Genomic DNA, 15441 nt, shown 5'->3' on the forward strand with positions numbered 1-15441 from the left:
GCCTCACGGGCCCCGCCGCCGGCCGGAGCCTCGTCATGGGCGTGCTCAACACGACGCCGGACTCCTTCAGCGACGGCGGGTCCTGGCTCGACCCCGCCGCGGCCGTCCGGCACGGCCTCGCGATGGCGTCCGACGGCGCCGACCTCGTCGACGTCGGCGGGGAGTCGACCCGGCCCGGCGCGCGGCGGGTGGACGCCGCCGAGGAGCGGCGCCGCGTGCTGCCGGTCGTGCGGGGGCTGGCCGCCGCGGGGGTGGCGGTCAGCGTGGACACGACGCGCGCCGCCACCGCGGAAGCGGCCCTCGACGCCGGGGCGGTCCTCGTCAACGACGTGAGCGGCGGCCTGGCCGACGCGGCGATGGCGGGGCTCGTCGCCGAGCGCGGCGTCCCGTACGTGGCGATGCACTGGCGCGGGCCCAGCGACGTCATGACGTCGCTCGCCGACTACGACGACGTCGTCGTCGAGGTCCGCGACGAGCTCGCCGCCCGGGTGGAGGCCCTGCTGCACGCGGGTGTCCGACCCGACCGGCTCGTCGTCGACCCGGGCCTGGGCTTCGCCAAGACGGCGGAGCACGGCTGGGCGCTGCTCGCGCACCTCGACGCGCTGGGGGAGCTGGGCCTGCCGCTGCTCGTCGGCGCCTCGCGCAAGGGGATGCTCGGGCCGGTGCTGGCCGGCCCCGACGGGACGCCGCGGCCGGCCGTGGGCCGGGACGACGCCACGACCGCGGTCACGGCGCTGGCCGCCGCGGCGGGGGTCTGGGGCGTCCGCGTGCACGCCGTCCGGGCGAGCGCCGACGCGGTGCGCGTGGCGGCCCGGCTGGCGGAGGCCCGCACCGAGGGGACCCGCGCCGAGGGGACCCGCACCGAGGGGTCCCGCACCGAGGGGTCCTGCACCGAGGGGTCCTGGGCGCATCCGCGACCGGGACGGGCGGCCCCGGCGTGAGCACCGACCGCATCGAGCTCTGCGGCCTGCGCGTGCGCGGCCGGCACGGCGTGCTGGCCGCCGAGCGCGAGCTGGGGCAGGAGTTCGTCGTCGACCTGGTGCTCGAGGTGGACACCCGCGCGGCGGCAGCCAGCGACGACGTCGTCGACACCGTGCACTACGGGGAGGTCGCCGAGGAGGTCGCCGCGGTCGTCGCCGGGGAGCCCGTGGCGCTGCTGGAGCGGCTCGCGCAGCGCGTGGCCGACGTCGTCCTCGCCCGCCCGCGCGTGCTCGCCGTCGAGGTCGCGGTGCACAAGCCGCAGGCGCCGGTCACCGTGCCCTTCGACGACGTCGTGGTCCGGGTCCGTCGGACGGCGCGGCCGGCGGGCGACGGCGCGACGCCGGTGGTGCTGGCCCTCGGGTCCGACCTGGGCGACCGCGCGGAGCTGCTGCGCTCGGCGGTGGCGTCGCTCGCCCGCGTCCCCGGCCTGCGCCTGACCGGCGCCTCGCCCGTCGTGGAGTCGGCGCCGGTGCGTCTGCCGGGCTCGGCGCCGGTCGCGGACGAGCAGCCCTTCCTCAACGCCGTCGTCGTCGGCACGACGACGCTCGCGCCGCAGGCCCTGCTGGCCGCCTGCCAGCGCGTCGAGGCCGGTCACGGCCGGGTCCGCCACGAGCGCTGGGGCCCGCGGACGCTCGACGTCGACGTCGTCGACCTCGGCGGCGCGGTCGCCCACGACGACGAGCGGCTGCTGCTGCCGCACCCGCGGGCCCACGAGCGCGCCTTCGTCCTCGTGCCCTGGTCGCTCGTCGACCCGCACGCGCACCTGCCCGGCCCGGGCGGCGGCCGCGTCGCCGACCTGGCGGCGGACCTGCTCGCGGCGGACCCGGACGGCGTCCGCGAGCGCCCCGACGTCGCCCTGCCGCTGCCGGACGCCCCCGGGGACCGCTCGTGACCCCCACCCGTTGGACCACCCCCGTCGCGGTCGTCCTCGTCGCCGGCGTCCTCGGCGTCGCGCTCGCCGGCCCCCTGGAGTCGTTCGGGCTGCCCCTGACGCGGCTTCCCTGGACCGCGGTCGCGGCGGTGCTCCTGCTGGCCGTCGCCGTCCTGGCCCTCGGCTGGCCTGTGCGCCGCTGGAACCGTGGTCACCGCGACCGCCCGCTGGACCCGCTGCGCGCCGCCCGCACCGCCGTGCTCGGCCAGGCGTCCGCCCTGGCCGGCGCCGCGCTGCTCGGCTGGTACCTGGGCCAGGTCGCCTACCTGCTGCCCGACGTCGCCTACCCGCTGCCGCGGCAGTCCGCGGTCAGCCTCCTCGTGGCCGCCGGCGCCTCCGCGGTGCTGCTCGTCGCGGGCCTCCTCGTCGAGCGCTGGTGCCGGCTGCCGGACGACGACGACGAGCCCCCGACGGGGGCTGCGGGCCTGCGGTCGCGCTGAGCGGGTCCGGTCTGCAGCTGCGGCTGCGTGCCGCTCGGGAGCACGCGCTACCGCGGTGGTGACGCACGGCGGCGCCCAGATCTAGAAGATCTCAAGACCACGTGCGCTGATCACGAGGAGGTGGTCCTGTGCCCGACCCGTTCTAGCCCACGGCTGGTGCGCGGCCCCCCGCTGCTCATCGGTGACGACAGGTGCTCGACGAGCTCGGGACGGCGCTCGAGGACGGGCCGGGAGCCCCCGGACGGCTCAACCTGCTGACCGGCGCACGCGGGGGCGGGAAGTCGGTACTCCTCCCCGGGACGGGCGAGGGAGCCCGGGGACGGGTCGTGGTCGACGAGACCGGGCGGCACCTCGTGGTGAGCGCCTCGACGGCTACGGCGTCGGGCCGGACGGGACCGGTGACCGGCACGTGTCGGCGTCCGCCGTCCAGGACGACGACCGCGGGGACCTGCTCGTCGTCCTCATGTCGTCCGAAGCCATCGTGCTGGGACCGGTCGTCGTGCCGGTCTGACTGCATCTCGGCGGGCCTGACGGCTACGAGGTCCGGAGCGGGGCGGCGGCCTGACGGCTCTTCCGCGAGTGGAACGGCACGGGCGGTCCTGCGTCGGCGTCGGCGCTGGTCGGCCTCTCGGCGAGCTGCTGCCCGGGCCGGAGTGGGAGCAGCGGTCGCTCGCCCGCCGGTTCGCCGCTGTCGTACCGCCGGCCTCCGCTCAGCGCAGGGGGTCCGTCCACCGCAGGCCGGGGAAGCGGGCGAAGTCGGAGTCCGTGGAGCACAGCTCGGCGCCGTGCTCCACGGCCAGCGCGGCGAGGTGGGCGTCCGACGTCAGGTTGCCGGCGGTCCCGGTGGGGGCGAGCAGCTCTCGCAGGACGCGCGCGTGGTCGGGCGTCTCCTGCGGCGTCGTGACGACCGGGAGTCGCAACCAGCCGTCGACGACGTCGAGCGACTGCTCGGCCGTGAACGGGTCGGCGAAGACGGCGGACCTCGTGCTCAGCCGGACGAAGCCCAGGAGGACGACCCACGGCAGGCCGACCGTCTCCGACCCGTTCAGCTGCGCCTCCAGCCAGGGCGCCGCGGCGTCGTGGCGGGGGCTGGTCTCGTCGAGCGCGTAGAGGAGGAGGTTGAGGTCGAGGAGCCTCACCGGCGGCGCTCGAGCTCGGTCACGACCTCGTCGTCCTCGAGGTCGTTCGCCAGGCGCATCGCCCGGTCCAGGTCGACGCCCTCGCGCAGCCCGAGCCGGCGCGTGGGCAGCCGGTAGGCGACCTCCCGGGGAGGCGTCGGGCGCAGCCCCGCCCGTACGGCTCCGTTGAGGACCTCCTTGAAGGAGGTGCTGCGCTCTCGCGCCCGGCGCTGCAGCTCGGCCACGAGGTCGTCGTCGAGGGTCACCGTCGTGCGCACGTGACGACCCTAGCGTCAGCGGCGAGGCATCATGATGCTCGAGGACGGTCCGGGCACCTCTCGGGCGCACCAGGGGCGGGCGGGCGAGCCCGTCCTGACTCGCCCCGCCTACCCTGGGCACGACATGGCCGACCAGCGCACCGCCTCCCGCCGCGGCTCCCGACGGGGACGCCGTCCGGATGGTGCGGGGAGCCGTCCCGGCGGACCGCCGCCGCAGGAGACCCCCCAGAGCTCTGCGCTGCGCGAGGCGCTCGCGGAGGTCGGTGTCGCCGACGCCCAGCGGCTGGAGCGCCGCGTCGACGGGGCGCTGCGCCGCCCCGGCCCGGAGCGCGGACCGGCGCTGACCCGGCTGGAGCCTGAGGTCGAGGCCGCCCGGGCGCGGCTGGCCGCCCGCCGGGCGTCGGTGCCGGCGGTCTCCTACCCGCCCGAGCTGCCCGTCTCGGGCGCCCGGGACGAGATCGCCGCCGCCATCCGCGACCACCAGGTCGTCGTCGTCGCGGGGGAGACCGGCTCCGGCAAGACGACGCAGCTGCCGAAGATCTGCCTCGAGCTGGGCCGCGGCGCCCGCGGGATGATCGGGCACACGCAGCCGCGGCGCATCGCCGCCCGCGCCGTCGCCGAGCGCGTGGCCGAGGAGCTCGCGGTGCCGCTGGGGGAGCAGGTCGGCTACGCCGTCCGCTTCACCGACCGGGTCAGCGAGCGGACGCTCGTCTCCGTCGTCACCGACGGGATCCTCCTCGCGGAGGTGCAGCGCGACCCGCTGCTGTCCCGCTACGACACGGTCATCATCGACGAGGCGCACGAGCGGTCGCTCAACATCGACTTCCTGCTCGGGATCCTGCACCGGCTGCTGCCGCGCCGGCCGGACCTCAAGCTCGTCATCACCTCCGCGACGATCGACCCGCGGCGCTTCGCCGATCACTTCGCCGACGTCGCGGGCGAGGTCCCCGTCATCGAGGTCTCCGGGCGCACCTACCCCGTCGAGGTCCGGTACCGCCCGCTCGTCGACGACGCCGCGGAGGACGAGGACGACGAGGACGAGCGCGACGACGACCGGCCCGTCCGCGCCGCGAAGGAGCCCGTCGAGGCGCTGTGCGACGCCGTCCGGGAGCTCGCCGCCACCGGACCGGGCGACGTCCTGGTCTTCCTGCCGGGCGAGCGCGAGATCCGGGAGGCCTCCGACGCGGTGGCCCGGATGCAGCTGCGCGGCACGGAGGTGCTGCCGCTGTACGCGCGGCTGACCGGCGCCGAGCAGCACCGCGTCTTCTCCGCGCATGGGCCGGGCGTCCAGCGACGGGTCGTGCTGTCCACCAACGTCGCCGAGACCTCGCTCACGGTGCCGGGCGTCCGCTACGTCGTCGACGCCGGGCTCGCGCGCGTCTCCCGCTACAGCGCCCGCCTCAAGGTCCAGCGGCTGCCCGTGGAGCCGGTGAGCCGGGCGAGCGCCGACCAGCGCTCGGGGCGCTGCGGGCGCGTCGCGGAGGGGGTCGCGATCCGCCTCTACAGCGAGGCGGACTACGAGGGGCGTCCTCGCTTCACCGACCCCGAGGTGCTCCGCACGTCGCTCGCCTCCGTGATCCTGCAGATGGCGGCGCTCGGCCTGGGCCGGGTGGAGGACTTCCCCTTCGTCGACCCGCCCGACCGCCGCCAGGTGGCCGACGGGCTGGCGCTGCTCACCGAGCTGGGCGCCATCGAGACCGGCGAGGGCGCGGACGACGGGGCGGCGCAGGAGCGGGGCCCGGCGGAGTCCCGGCAGCTGCGCCTGACGCCCGTCGGGCGCCGGCTCGCCCGGCTCCCGCTCGACCCCCGGCTGGCGCGGATGGTGCTCGAGGCGGACCGCAACAGCTGCGTCGCCGAGGTCCTCGTCCTCGCCGCCGCGCTGTCGGTGCAGGACCCGCGCGAGCGCCCTGCGGACCACCAGCAGGCCGCCGACGCGGCGCACGCCCGCTTCCGCGACGAGCGCGGTGACCTGCTCACGCTGCTCGCGCTGTGGCGGTACCTGCACGCGCAGCAGGAGACGCTGTCCAGCAGCGCGTTCCGGCGGATGTGCAAGCGGGAGTTCCTGTCCTGGCTGCGCGTGCGCGAGTGGCAGGACGTGCACCGCCAGCTGCGCTCGCTGACCCGCTCGCTCGGCGTCGACGCCTCCAGCAGCGCGTCGTCGACCCCCGACGACGCCTCGACGACCGACGGGGACGGGGCCGACACGCTCGGCGAGGCCGACGACGACGTCGGCGAGGAGTCCGAGGGCGTGCTGCCCGGCAGCGAGCAGCAGGTGGACGCCGACCGCGTGCACGCGAGCGTCCTCGCGGGGTTCCTCTCGAGCATCGGGATGCGCGAGGAGCGCTCGAAGGACCCGCGGGCGCAGCAGGGGCGCGGCGGGCGCGAGCAGCGTCCGGCGCGGCCCGACCGGCGCGGCGTCGAGTACCTCGGTGCGCGCGGGGCGCGGTTCGCCCTGTGGCCCGGCTCGGTGCTGGCCCGCAAGCCCCCGGCGTGGGTGATGGCGGCCGAGCTCGTCGAGACCTCCCGGCTGTGGGCGCGCGGCGTCGCCGCGATCCAGCCCGAGTGGGTCGAGGCGCTCGCCGGGCACCTCGTGCGGCGCACGTACTCCGAGCCGCACTGGTCCAAGAAGCGGGCGTCGGTCGTCGCCTCCGAGCGCGTGCTCCTGCACGGGCTGCCGCTCGTCGCCGGACGCACGGTGGCCTACGGGCGGGTGGACCCGGCCCTCAGCCGCGACCTGTTCCTCCGGCACGCGCTCGTCGAGGGCGACTGGGTGAGCCACCACCGCTTCCTGGCCGAGAACCGGGCGCTGCTGGAGGAGGCCGAGGACCTCGAGCACCGCACCCGCACCAGGGGCCTCGTCGTCGACGAGGAGGCGCTGTTCGGCTTCTACGACGAGCGCGTGCCCGCCGACGTGGTGTCCGGGGCGCACTTCGACCGGTGGTGGAAGGGCGAGCGCCGCCGCCGCCCGGACCTGCTGACCTTCGACCCCGCGGCGCTGCTGGCCGAGGGCGCCTCCGGGGTGCAGGTCGACGACTTCCCGTTGACGTGGCGCGTCGGGGACCTCGACCTCCGCGTCTCCTACCGCTTCGCCCCGGGGGCGGACGACGACGGCGTCACCGTGCACGTCCCGCTGCGCGCCCTGGCGCAGGTGGAGCCGGACGCCTTCTCGTGGCAGGTCCCCGGGCTGCGGCACGAGCTCGTGACCGCCCTGGTCCGCGGGCTGCCGAAGGCGGTCCGCCGCCACCTCGCGCCCGCGCCGGACCGCGCCGAGGCGGTGCTCGCCGTCGCCGGGCCGCAGGACGGCCCGCTGCTGCCCGTGCTCTCCCGCGAGCTCGAGCGCCTCACCGGGACGGCGGTGCCGGTGGGGGACTGGGACCCGGCGTCGCTGCCGGAGCACCTGCGGGTGCGCTTCGTCGTCGAGGACGACCAGGACGACAGCGCCGGCCACGAGGGAGGCGGTCGTGGCGACGGCGGTCGTGTGCTCGGGGTCGGGCGCGACCTGCTCGCCCTGCGGGCGGATCTCACGGCCGACGTGCGGCGGGCCGTCTCCTCGGCGGCGTCCGACCTCGAGCGCGGAGGCGCCCGTGATGCCGGCGGTGCCTTCGCGAGCGGCGCGCTGCCGCAGGAGGTCTCGACCGCGGGCGTCGCGGGGTACCCGGCGCTGACCGACGAGGGCGACTCCGTGGCCGTCCGGGTGCACCCCACCGCGGCCGAGGCGGGCGTCGCCCAGCGCGCCGGGACCCGCCGGCTGCTGCGGCTGGAGCTGCCGACCCCGGGCAAGGACGTCGTGCGCCGCCTGTCGAACGCCGACCTGCTCGTGCTGGCGCGCAGCCCGCACGGCAGCACGGCCGCGCTGCTCGACGACTGCTGGGACGCCGTCCTCGACGACCTCGTGCGGAGGGCGGGCGGCCCGCCGACGGATCCCGAGGGCCACGCCGCGCTGCGGGAGCGTGCCCGCGCGGAGGGACCGGCGGCCGTGGCCGAGGCCGTCGGCGTCGTCGTCCGCGTGCTGCGCACGGCCACCGAGGTGGAGACGAGGATCGGCGAGCTCTCGTCCGGGGCGGGCGCCGGGCTGCAGGCGCTCGCGGTCCAGCCGGCCCTCGCCGACGCCCGCGCCCAGCTCGCGGGCCTCGTCCACGACGGCTTCGTCGCCGAGGCCGGGCGCGCGCGGCTGCCCGACCTGCAGCGCTACCTGCTCGGCCTGCTGCGGCGGCTGCAGCACCTGCCCGCGGACGCCCCGCGCGACCGCGACCGGACGGGCGTCGTCCAGCGGGCGTCCGCCGACGTCGACCGCGTGGTGGCCGCCCTGCCGGCGGTCCGCCGCGGCGACGACGACGTCCGCGAGGTGCGCTGGATGCTCGAGGAGCTCCGCGTCAGCCTCTTCGCGCAGGGGCTCGGCACGAAGGGCTCGATCTCCCCGCAGCGCGTCGATCGGGCCCTCGCGAGGCTGCCCCTCGTCGAGGCCTGAGCGTTCCCGGGGCCGGTCCCGCCCGGTCAGGTCTCGAGCGTCACGGCGTCGCCGAGCCCGAGCGTGCCGGGGCGGGCCACGTGCGCGCCCACGCCCAGCACCACCTCCGGTCCGGAGGACCCGTCGACGACCCGGTCGACGGCGAGCGCGCCCAGCAGGTCGTCCGCGGCGCGCTCGCCGGAGCCGGGCGTGCGCTGCACGACGGCGCAGCGCGCCACGCCCGGCCCGACGACCAGCCGCAGGCCGTCGGGCCCCGCGCCGGTCGCGAGGACCCCTCCCCGCCACGAGTCCTCGACGAAGGGCGGGCTGTCCCCGGTGTCCACGAGCAGCAGCGACCGGAAGCGCTCGTCGTCGACCGGGGTCCCCGTCCGGCGCCCGAGCTCGCGCAGGGTCGACGTCGTGAGGAGGACGACGGGGGCCGCGTAGACGACGTCACCGGGCCGACTCACCCGGGCGAGGACGACCGGGCGCCCCACGAGCGTCGACAGGGCGTCGTCCCACGGGCCGGGCGCCAGGACCAGCGCGGCGGGCCGGCCCCAGTAGTCCGCCACGACCTCGTCGCCGCCCGTCGGCTCCGGCACGACGTCGTCGGCCCGCCCGGGCAGCCGCAGCCGGAGCCCGCCGCCGGCGGGCACCTCCGCCCCGACCCGCAGCAGCGCCGGCGTGCGGACCGTCCGGGCGACCGTCCAGCCGCCGTCACCGGTCCGTTCGACGCACGTCCACCCCCGGTCGCCGACCGCACCGTGCTCGCGCACCTCGACCCGCTCGGGGTGCCGGTGCGACGCCCCCTTGAGCGGCGTCAGCCCGAGCCTCGCCACCGTCCCCACCACCGGCACCGGACGACCGTAGGCGCCGGGTGCCCCGCGGTGGCCCGCAGGGCGGAGGGGGACTGGCGAAGGGGGACGGGGAACCCCGGGCCGTCGGACGGCGACGAGGTCCGTGGGAGGGGCGACGTCCTAGGCTCGACGACGTGCCGACGCCCCGCCGCTCCTCCGCCCCGGACGTCACCTCCACCCCGGACGTCACCTCCGCCCCGGACGTCACCTCCACCCCGGGGGCCGGGCCCGGCCCGCTCGCCGGCGCGGTGCCCGTCGCGCTCGTGCGCCGCGGCGACGTCGTCGAGTCGGCCCACCACGGGCACGTCGTCCTGCTCGGCGCGGACGGCGAGGTGCTGGGCGGGCTGGGCGACCCGGGGGCGCTCGTCCTGCCGCGCTCCGCGCTGAAGCCGGTGCAGGCGCTCGCCATGCTGCGGTCCGGGCTGCGGCTCGGCGGGGACCTGCTGGCGCTGGCGACCGCGAGCCACAGCGGCGAGGACTTCCACACGGACGGCGTCCGGCGCGTCCTCGCCTCGGTCGGCCTGGACGCCTCCGCGCTGCGCAACACGCCCGACCTGCCCTACGACGCCGACCTGCGCGCGCAGTGGCGCGCCGAGGGGCGAGAGCCGGAGCGCCTGGCGCAGAACTGCTCCGGCAAGCACGCCGCGATGCTCGCCACCTGCGTCGCGGCCGGCTGGCCGACCGAGGGCTACCTCGACCCGCAGCACCCGCTCCAGCGCGCCGTGCTCGCGGCGACCGCCGAGGAGACCGGCGCCGCCCGCGACGTCGTCGAGGGCCACCTGACGACCGACGGCTGCGGGACGCCGCTGCCGCTGGTCCCGCTGCACGGTCTGGCCCGGGCCTTCTCGCGCCTGGCGAGCGCCGACGCCGGGACGCCGGCGGGGGAGCTGGCCGGCGCCGTCCGCGACTTCCCGCTGTGGGTCGGCGGCACGCGCCGCGACGTGACCGCCCTGCTGCGCGGCGTGCCGGGGCTCGTGGCCAAGGACGGTGCCGAGTCCGTCTACGCCGCGGCGCTGCCCGACGGCCGGGCGGTCGCCCTGAAGATCCTCGACGGCGGTGACCGCGCCCGCCGCGTGGTCATGGCGGCCGCGCTGCAGGCGCTCGGGGTGGACGCACCCGTCGTCGCCGAGCAGGCCTCGACGCCGGTGCTCGGGCACGGCGAGCCGGTCGGCGAGGTCGTCGGCGTGCCGGTCCCCCTGCGGTGAGGCCGAGGGTGAGGCCGGGGGTGAGGCCGGGGGTGAGGCCGGGGGTGAGGCCGGGGATGGGAACGGCGGTGGGAACGGTGGTGAGCCCGAGGACGGGGACGGGGGCGGGCACCGGGTGAGGACCGTCCTGCAGCGCGTCTCGCGTGCGTCGGTGTCCGTGGCCGGCGAGGTCGTCGCCCGCCTCGACCTCGCCGACGGCGAGCATGGGCTCGTCCTCCTCGTGGGCGTCGGCCGCGACGACGGCCCCGACCAGGTGGCGGCCCTCGTCCGGAAGGCGGCCGAGCTCCGCGTCCTGCGGGGCGAGCGCTCCGCCCTCGACGTCGGCGCACCCGTCCTCGTCGTCAGCCAGTTCACGCTGCAGGGCGACGTGCGCCGGGGCCGCCGTCCGAGCTGGTCCGCGGCTGCGCCCGGGGAGGTCGCCGAGCCCCTCGTCGACGCGGTGGCGAGCGGGCTGCGCGCGCGCGGGCTGGTGGTCGCCACCGGCCGCTTCGGCGCGGACATGGCCGTCGACCTCGTGGGCGACGGGCCGGTCACGCTCGTGCTCGACACCTGAGCCGGTCCGGTCGCCCACCGTCCCGGACCGGCACCACGGACGGCGGCGTCGCCCCGTGCCCGCCGCCTAGGCTGCGGCCATGGGTCTGAGCCTGTTCACCGCGCAGAGCTACGTCACGCTGCTGATCGGCCTCGCGGTCCTGGCCGTCTGCGTCTTCGCCCTCGTCGACGCGGTCCGGCACCCGGCGCAGGCCTTCACCGCGGCGGGCAAGCTCACCAAGAACAAGTGGATGCTCATCCTCGGCGCCGCCTGCCTGCTGAGCTTCGCGTCGCTGGGGGGCCTCGGCCTCATCATCATCTCGCTGGTCGCGGGCGGGGTGTACCTCGCCGACGTGCGCCCCGCGCTGCGCGCCGTCGGCGGCGGCGGCCGCGGCCGACGCGACAGCGGCGCCGGCGGCTGGTGAGCCCGGCCGGGGACCGCTGGCCGGCCGGCGGGGGCGGGTCCGCCTAGCCCGGGACGAGCGCCTCCCACCGGACGGCGACCTCTCCGAGCCGCCACCGGCGGGGTCCGCCGTCGGGCGCACGGACGAGCACGGGCCACCCCGCGTCGACGAGGCCCCGGCAGGTGGCGAGCCAGCGCTGGCGCGGCCCCCACGGCGCGAGCGGGGCCGCCCGGTCCCACGCCGCGTCGAGCGCCGCAAGCAGCGCGTGCACGGGCGAGCCCGGCACGTGGGTGTGGATCAGCGCCTTCGGCAGCCGCTCCGCCACCTCGGACGGGTGGGAGAGGTCGGCGAGCCGGACCGACAGCACGAGCTGCTCCGGGCCGCCGCGCCCCACCACGACCCAGCCCGCCCTGCGCCCGAGCTCGTCGCACGTCGCGTCGAGGAGCAGCCCGTCGGGGGACAGGCGCTCCCGCAGGAGGTCCCACGCCGCGGGGACGTCCGCGGGCGCGTACTGGCGCAGCACGTTCGCCGCCCGCACGAGCACGGGGGACCGGTCGGCGACCGGTCCGCCGAGCTCGAAGCCGCCGAGCCCGAAGGAGACCCCGCGCGCCGCGTCGCCCGGCAGGCCCGCCAGCGCCCGCCGGGCGAGGTCGACCCGGTCGGCGTCGACCTCGAGACCGACGACCTCGACGTCGTCGCGCACCCGCCGCAGGGCGCGGGCGGTCTGCAGCGTCGTCACCGGCGAGGCGCCGAAGCCGAGGTCGACGACCAGCGGGTCCCGCGCGGCCCTCAGCACCCGGGCCCCCGGCCCGGCGAGCCACCGGTCCAGGCGGCGCAGCCGGTCGACCCCGGTCGTCCCCCGGGTGGGCGTGCCGACGACGGCGCCGCGGTGCGCGCGGCGGGCGGCGCCGGCGAGGGAGCCGGCGGGCACGGCGGCGGCGGAGGGGGCGGGCACCCCTCGATGATCCCGCCGGCGTCCGCACGACCCGACGCCGCCACCCGCCGGCGGGGCCGGGTCGACGGCCGGGACGAGGGCCGGGACGGCGCCGGGGTGCGGCGGGCGCGCACCCACGCCCGGCGACGGGTGGAGCCCGTCGCACCCCGGCAGGCGCTGGCGTAGGTTCGCCGTCGTGGCGCACCCGCACGACCGGCCCTCCCCGGGTCGCGTGGCGATGCTCTCGGTGCACACCTCCCCGCTGGCGCAGCCCGGGACCGGCGACGCCGGCGGCCTCAACACCTACGTGCGCGGGCTCGCCTCGGCGCTGGTCCGGCGGGGCGCCCGTGTCGACCTGCTGACCCGGGCGACCTCGCCCGACCAGGCTCCGGTCGTCCCGGTCGAGGACGGCGTCCGCGTGCTCCACGTCGCCGCCGGCCCGCGGCGGGAGCTCGCCAAGGAGGAGCTCCCCCCGCTCACGGAGGCCTTCGTCGACGCCGCCCTGGCGAGCGCTGATGAGCCGGGAGGGCGGGACGGCGGCGGCTACGACGTCGTCCACGCGCACTACTGGCTCTCCGGGCTCGTCGGTGCCCGGCTGTCCCGCGCCTGGGACGCGCCCCTCGTCCACAGCATGCACACGATGGCCCGGGTCAAGGACGCGCACCGCGGCCCCGGCCAGGACGCGGAGCCCGCCGAGCGCGTGCGCGGGGAGGAGGCCGTCGTCGCCGCGGCGGACGCCCTCGTCGCCAGCACGCGCGAGGAGGCCCGCGAGCTCGTCGACCTCTACGGCGCCGACCCCGCGCGCGTGGACGTCGTGCCGCCCGGCGTCGACCTCTCCGCCTTCGGCCCGGAGCCGGTCGCAGGCTCCGCCGACGCGGAGCGGGCGGCCCTGGGTCTGGACCCCGGGGACCGGGTCCTGCTCTTCGCCGGGCGGCTCCAGCCGCTCAAGGGGCCGGACGTCCTGCTCCGCGCGGCCGCCCGGCTGCTCGAGCGCGGCCCGCGGGCCACCGGCCCCGGCCGGCTCGTCGTCGTCGTCGTCGGCGGTCCCTCCGGCAGCGGTGAGGGCAGCCGTGCGCGGGACGGCCTCCGGGAGCTCGCCCGCTCCCTCGGGCTGCAGGCCGGCCCGGGCGGGCGGGACCGCGACGTCGTCCGGTTCGTCGACCCGCAGCCCTCCGGGGACCTCGCCCGCTGGTACCGCGCCGCCGACGTCGTGGCGGTGCCCTCCCGGACGGAGTCCTTCGGGCTCGTCGCCCTGGAGGCCCAGGCGTGCGGCACGCCCGTCGTCGCGACCGCCACCGGCGGGCTGCGCACGGCCGTGGTCGACGGCCGGACCGGGGTCCTCGTGCCCGACGCCGACCCGGTCTCCTGGGCCGCCGCGCTCGCGGGTCTCCTCGCCGACGACGCCCGGCGCGGGCGGGCGGGGGAGGCCGCCGCGGCCCACGCCGCCGCCTTCGGCTGGGACGCGACGGCGGCGCGGACGCTGGACGTCTACGCCCGGGCCGCGCTCCGCCGTGGGCGCGGGGCCGCCCCCGCGGGCGAGCGTGCCCGCGTGCGCGCCGGCTGCCGCTGACCCCTCGTCGTCGCCCCCGCCGCGCCCGTCGCCCCCGCCGCGCCCGTCGCTGCTGCTGCGCCCGTCGCCCCCGCTGCGCCGGCGGGTCCCGCCCTACGCTGGCGGCCATGCCGACGACACCGAGGACGACCCTGGTCCTGCTCCGCCACGGCGAGAGCGAGTGGAACGCCAAGAACCTCTTCACCGGCTGGGTGGACGTCCCCCTGTCGGCCAAGGGCGAGGCCGAGGCACGCCGCGGCGGCGAGCTGCTGAAGGGGGAGGGGCTGCTGCCCGACCTCGTGCACACGTCGCTCCTGCGCCGCGCGATCACGACGGCCAACCTCGCGCTCGACGCCGCGGACCGGCACTGGGTCCCCGTGACGCGGTCGTGGCGCCTCAACGAGCGCCACTACGGGGCGCTGCAGGGCAAGGACAAGGCGCAGACGCTCGAGACCTACGGCGAGGAGCAGTTCATGCTCTGGCGCCGCTCGTACAGCACCCCGCCGCCCGCCATCGAGGCCGACGACGAGTTCAGCCAGGCGGGCGACCCGCGCTACGCCGACCTCGGCGAGGCCATGCCGGCGACCGAGTGCCTGCAGGACGTCGTCGCGCGGATGCTCCCCTACTGGGAGGACGCCGTCGTCCCCGACCTGCGCGCGGGCCGCACCGTCCTCGTCGCGGCGCACGGCAACTCGCTGCGCGCCCTCGTCAAGCACCTCGACGGGATCTCCGACGACGACATCGCCGGCCTCAACATCCCGACCGGCATCCCGCTGCTCTACGAGCTGGACGAGGACCTGCGCCCGACGACGCCGGGCGGTCGGTACCTGGACCCGGACGCGGCCGCCGCCGCCGCCGCGGCCGTCGCCGCCCAGGGGCGCCGCTCCGGCTGACCTCGACCAGGACACGCACAGGGCCCCACCGCCTCTCGGCGGTGGGGCCCTGTGCGTGTCCTGCGGGGGCGGGCTCGTCCTGGCTCGTCCCGGGAGGGGGCGCCTCAGCTCGCGACGGGCTGCACCGGCTTCATGACGTCGCCCGTGACGAGGAAGCCCACGCGCCGCACGACCGACACGGCGTGGTCGCCGAAGCGCTCGAAGTAGCGGCTGCAGAGCGTGACGTCGATCGTCCGCTCCGCCGTCTCGTGCCAGTCGGGGCTCTGCATCGCCGTGAAGACGGAGCGGTGCAGCTCGTCGAGCCGGTCGTCGTCGCGCTCCACCTGGGCGGCGAGGTCGAGGTCCCGGGTCGTGATGACGGTCCCCGCGGCGGTGGCGATGCGCGCCGCCGCGTCCCCCATCTCGGACATGGTCGGGACGAGCGACTCGGGGACGACGAGCTGCGGGTGGCGCAGCCGGGCCTGGCTGGCGACGTGCCGGGCGAGGTCGCCCATCCGCTCCAGCGACGTCGACATCCGCAGCGCCGAGACGACGACGCGCAGGTCGGTCGCGACCGGGGACTCCCGCGCCAGCAGGGCCACCGCCCGGTCGTCGAGGTGCCGCTGCTGGGCGTCGATCTGCGCGTCGGCGCTGATGACGCTCTCGGCGAGAGACAGGTCCCCCTCCAGGAGCGCCTGGGTGGCGCTGGCCATGGCGGCGCTGACGAGCCCGCTCATCTGGGTCAGCTGCTCGGCCAGGGACCGCAGCTCGTCGTGGAAGACCTCTCGCATGGGAGAAGGGTCGCACCGCTGCGTGAACGGCGCCGACCCCACCGGTGAACGGCGGGCGTCGGGACCGGTGGCGCCCCGCGGGGACGGCCTCGGGCCGCTGCCG

At 77.9% G+C, this 15441-nt stretch carries 14 protein-coding genes; 9 read left to right on the forward strand and 5 right to left on the reverse strand.

Features of this window, described 5'->3' with window-relative positions; all coding sequences use genetic code 11:
- Window positions 1–35: 35 nt before the first annotated feature.
- The 3 genes from folP to WDZ17_RS02450 are packed head-to-tail and all read left to right on the forward strand — an operon-like array spanning window position 36 to window position 2352.
- Window positions 36–941, forward strand: a complete 906-nt coding sequence (gene folP, locus WDZ17_RS02435) for a dihydropteroate synthase (RefSeq protein WP_422631798.1) — start codon at window positions 36–38, stop codon at window positions 939–941.
- Window positions 938–1873 carry a dihydroneopterin aldolase gene (folB, locus tag WDZ17_RS17425; protein WP_422631787.1) on the forward strand — a complete coding sequence of 312 codons (936 nt, stop codon included), beginning with the start codon at window positions 938–940 and terminating at the stop codon, window positions 1871–1873. Before folP ends, folB begins: the two co-directional genes overlap by 4 nt.
- On the forward strand, window positions 1870–2352 hold the full coding sequence (locus WDZ17_RS02450; protein ID WP_339573543.1) for a DUF3180 domain-containing protein: 483 nt from the start codon (window positions 1870–1872) through the stop codon (window positions 2350–2352). The genes folB and WDZ17_RS02450 overlap by 4 nt, the downstream gene beginning before the upstream one ends.
- 710 nt (window positions 2353–3062) lie before the next feature.
- Here the strand turns inward: WDZ17_RS02450 and WDZ17_RS02455 are convergent.
- Window positions 3063–3491, reverse strand: a complete 429-nt coding sequence (locus WDZ17_RS02455; RefSeq protein ID WP_339573544.1) for a TA system VapC family ribonuclease toxin — start codon at window positions 3489–3491, stop codon at window positions 3063–3065.
- The gene (locus WDZ17_RS02460) at window positions 3488–3748 is read right to left on the reverse strand and encodes a ribbon-helix-helix protein, CopG family (protein WP_339573545.1); all 261 of its coding nucleotides are present in this window, start codon (window positions 3746–3748) and stop codon (window positions 3488–3490) included. Before WDZ17_RS02460 ends, WDZ17_RS02455 begins: the two co-directional genes overlap by 4 nt.
- Before the next feature lie 124 nt (window positions 3749–3872).
- Between WDZ17_RS02460 and hrpA the strand changes: the two genes are divergently transcribed.
- Complete coding sequence (hrpA, locus tag WDZ17_RS02465; RefSeq protein ID WP_339573546.1) at window positions 3873–8216, forward strand: ATP-dependent RNA helicase HrpA; 4344 nt, start codon at window positions 3873–3875, stop codon at window positions 8214–8216.
- A gap of 26 nt (window positions 8217–8242) precedes the next feature.
- Here the strand turns inward: hrpA and WDZ17_RS02470 are convergent, their stop codons facing one another.
- Window positions 8243–9052 (reverse strand): MOSC N-terminal beta barrel domain-containing protein, encoded by an 810-nt coding sequence (locus WDZ17_RS02470; RefSeq protein WP_339573547.1) that lies wholly within the window; start codon window positions 9050–9052, stop codon window positions 8243–8245.
- A 134-nt stretch (window positions 9053–9186) separates the two neighbouring features.
- Here WDZ17_RS02470 and WDZ17_RS02475 point away from each other — a divergent pair, with 134 nt between their 5' ends.
- From WDZ17_RS02475 to WDZ17_RS02485, 3 genes are all read left to right on the forward strand, one after another.
- Complete coding sequence (locus tag WDZ17_RS02475; RefSeq protein WP_339573548.1) at window positions 9187–10257, forward strand: asparaginase; 1071 nt, start codon at window positions 9187–9189, stop codon at window positions 10255–10257.
- Between the two features lie 115 nt (window positions 10258–10372).
- Window positions 10373–10810, forward strand: a complete 438-nt coding sequence (dtd, locus tag WDZ17_RS02480; protein ID WP_339573549.1) for a D-aminoacyl-tRNA deacylase — start codon at window positions 10373–10375, stop codon at window positions 10808–10810.
- A gap of 79 nt (window positions 10811–10889) precedes the next feature.
- Window positions 10890–11213 (forward strand): DUF2516 family protein, encoded by a 324-nt coding sequence (locus WDZ17_RS02485; protein WP_339573550.1) that lies wholly within the window; start codon window positions 10890–10892, stop codon window positions 11211–11213.
- A 43-nt stretch (window positions 11214–11256) separates the two neighbouring features.
- On the opposite strand, the gene WDZ17_RS02490 is transcribed toward WDZ17_RS02485, so the two are convergent.
- Entirely contained in the window at window positions 11257–12147 is an 891-nt protein-coding gene (locus WDZ17_RS02490) for a class I SAM-dependent methyltransferase (protein WP_339573551.1), read from the reverse strand.
- A gap of 217 nt (window positions 12148–12364) precedes the next feature.
- Between WDZ17_RS02490 and mshA the strand changes: the two genes are divergently transcribed.
- On the forward strand, window positions 12365–13696 hold the full coding sequence (mshA, locus tag WDZ17_RS02495; RefSeq protein ID WP_422631799.1) for a D-inositol-3-phosphate glycosyltransferase: 1332 nt from the start codon (window positions 12365–12367) through the stop codon (window positions 13694–13696).
- Window positions 13697–13803: 107 nt separating this feature from the next.
- Window positions 13804–14568: a phosphoglyceromutase gene (locus WDZ17_RS02500; RefSeq protein ID WP_339573553.1), complete on the forward strand. Its 765-nt coding sequence runs from the start codon at window positions 13804–13806 to the stop codon at window positions 14566–14568.
- A gap of 104 nt (window positions 14569–14672) precedes the next feature.
- Here WDZ17_RS02500 and phoU read toward each other — a convergent pair whose 3' ends face one another.
- Window positions 14673–15338, reverse strand: coding sequence for a phosphate signaling complex protein PhoU (gene phoU / locus WDZ17_RS02505; protein ID WP_339573554.1), 666 nt, complete (start codon window positions 15336–15338; stop codon window positions 14673–14675).
- Window positions 15339–15441 lie beyond the last annotated feature (103 nt).

The sequence above is a fragment of the Pseudokineococcus basanitobsidens genome (assembly GCF_037482545.1).
In the GTDB taxonomy this organism is placed as follows: Bacteria; Actinomycetota; Actinomycetes; order Actinomycetales; family Quadrisphaeraceae; genus Pseudokineococcus; species Pseudokineococcus basanitobsidens.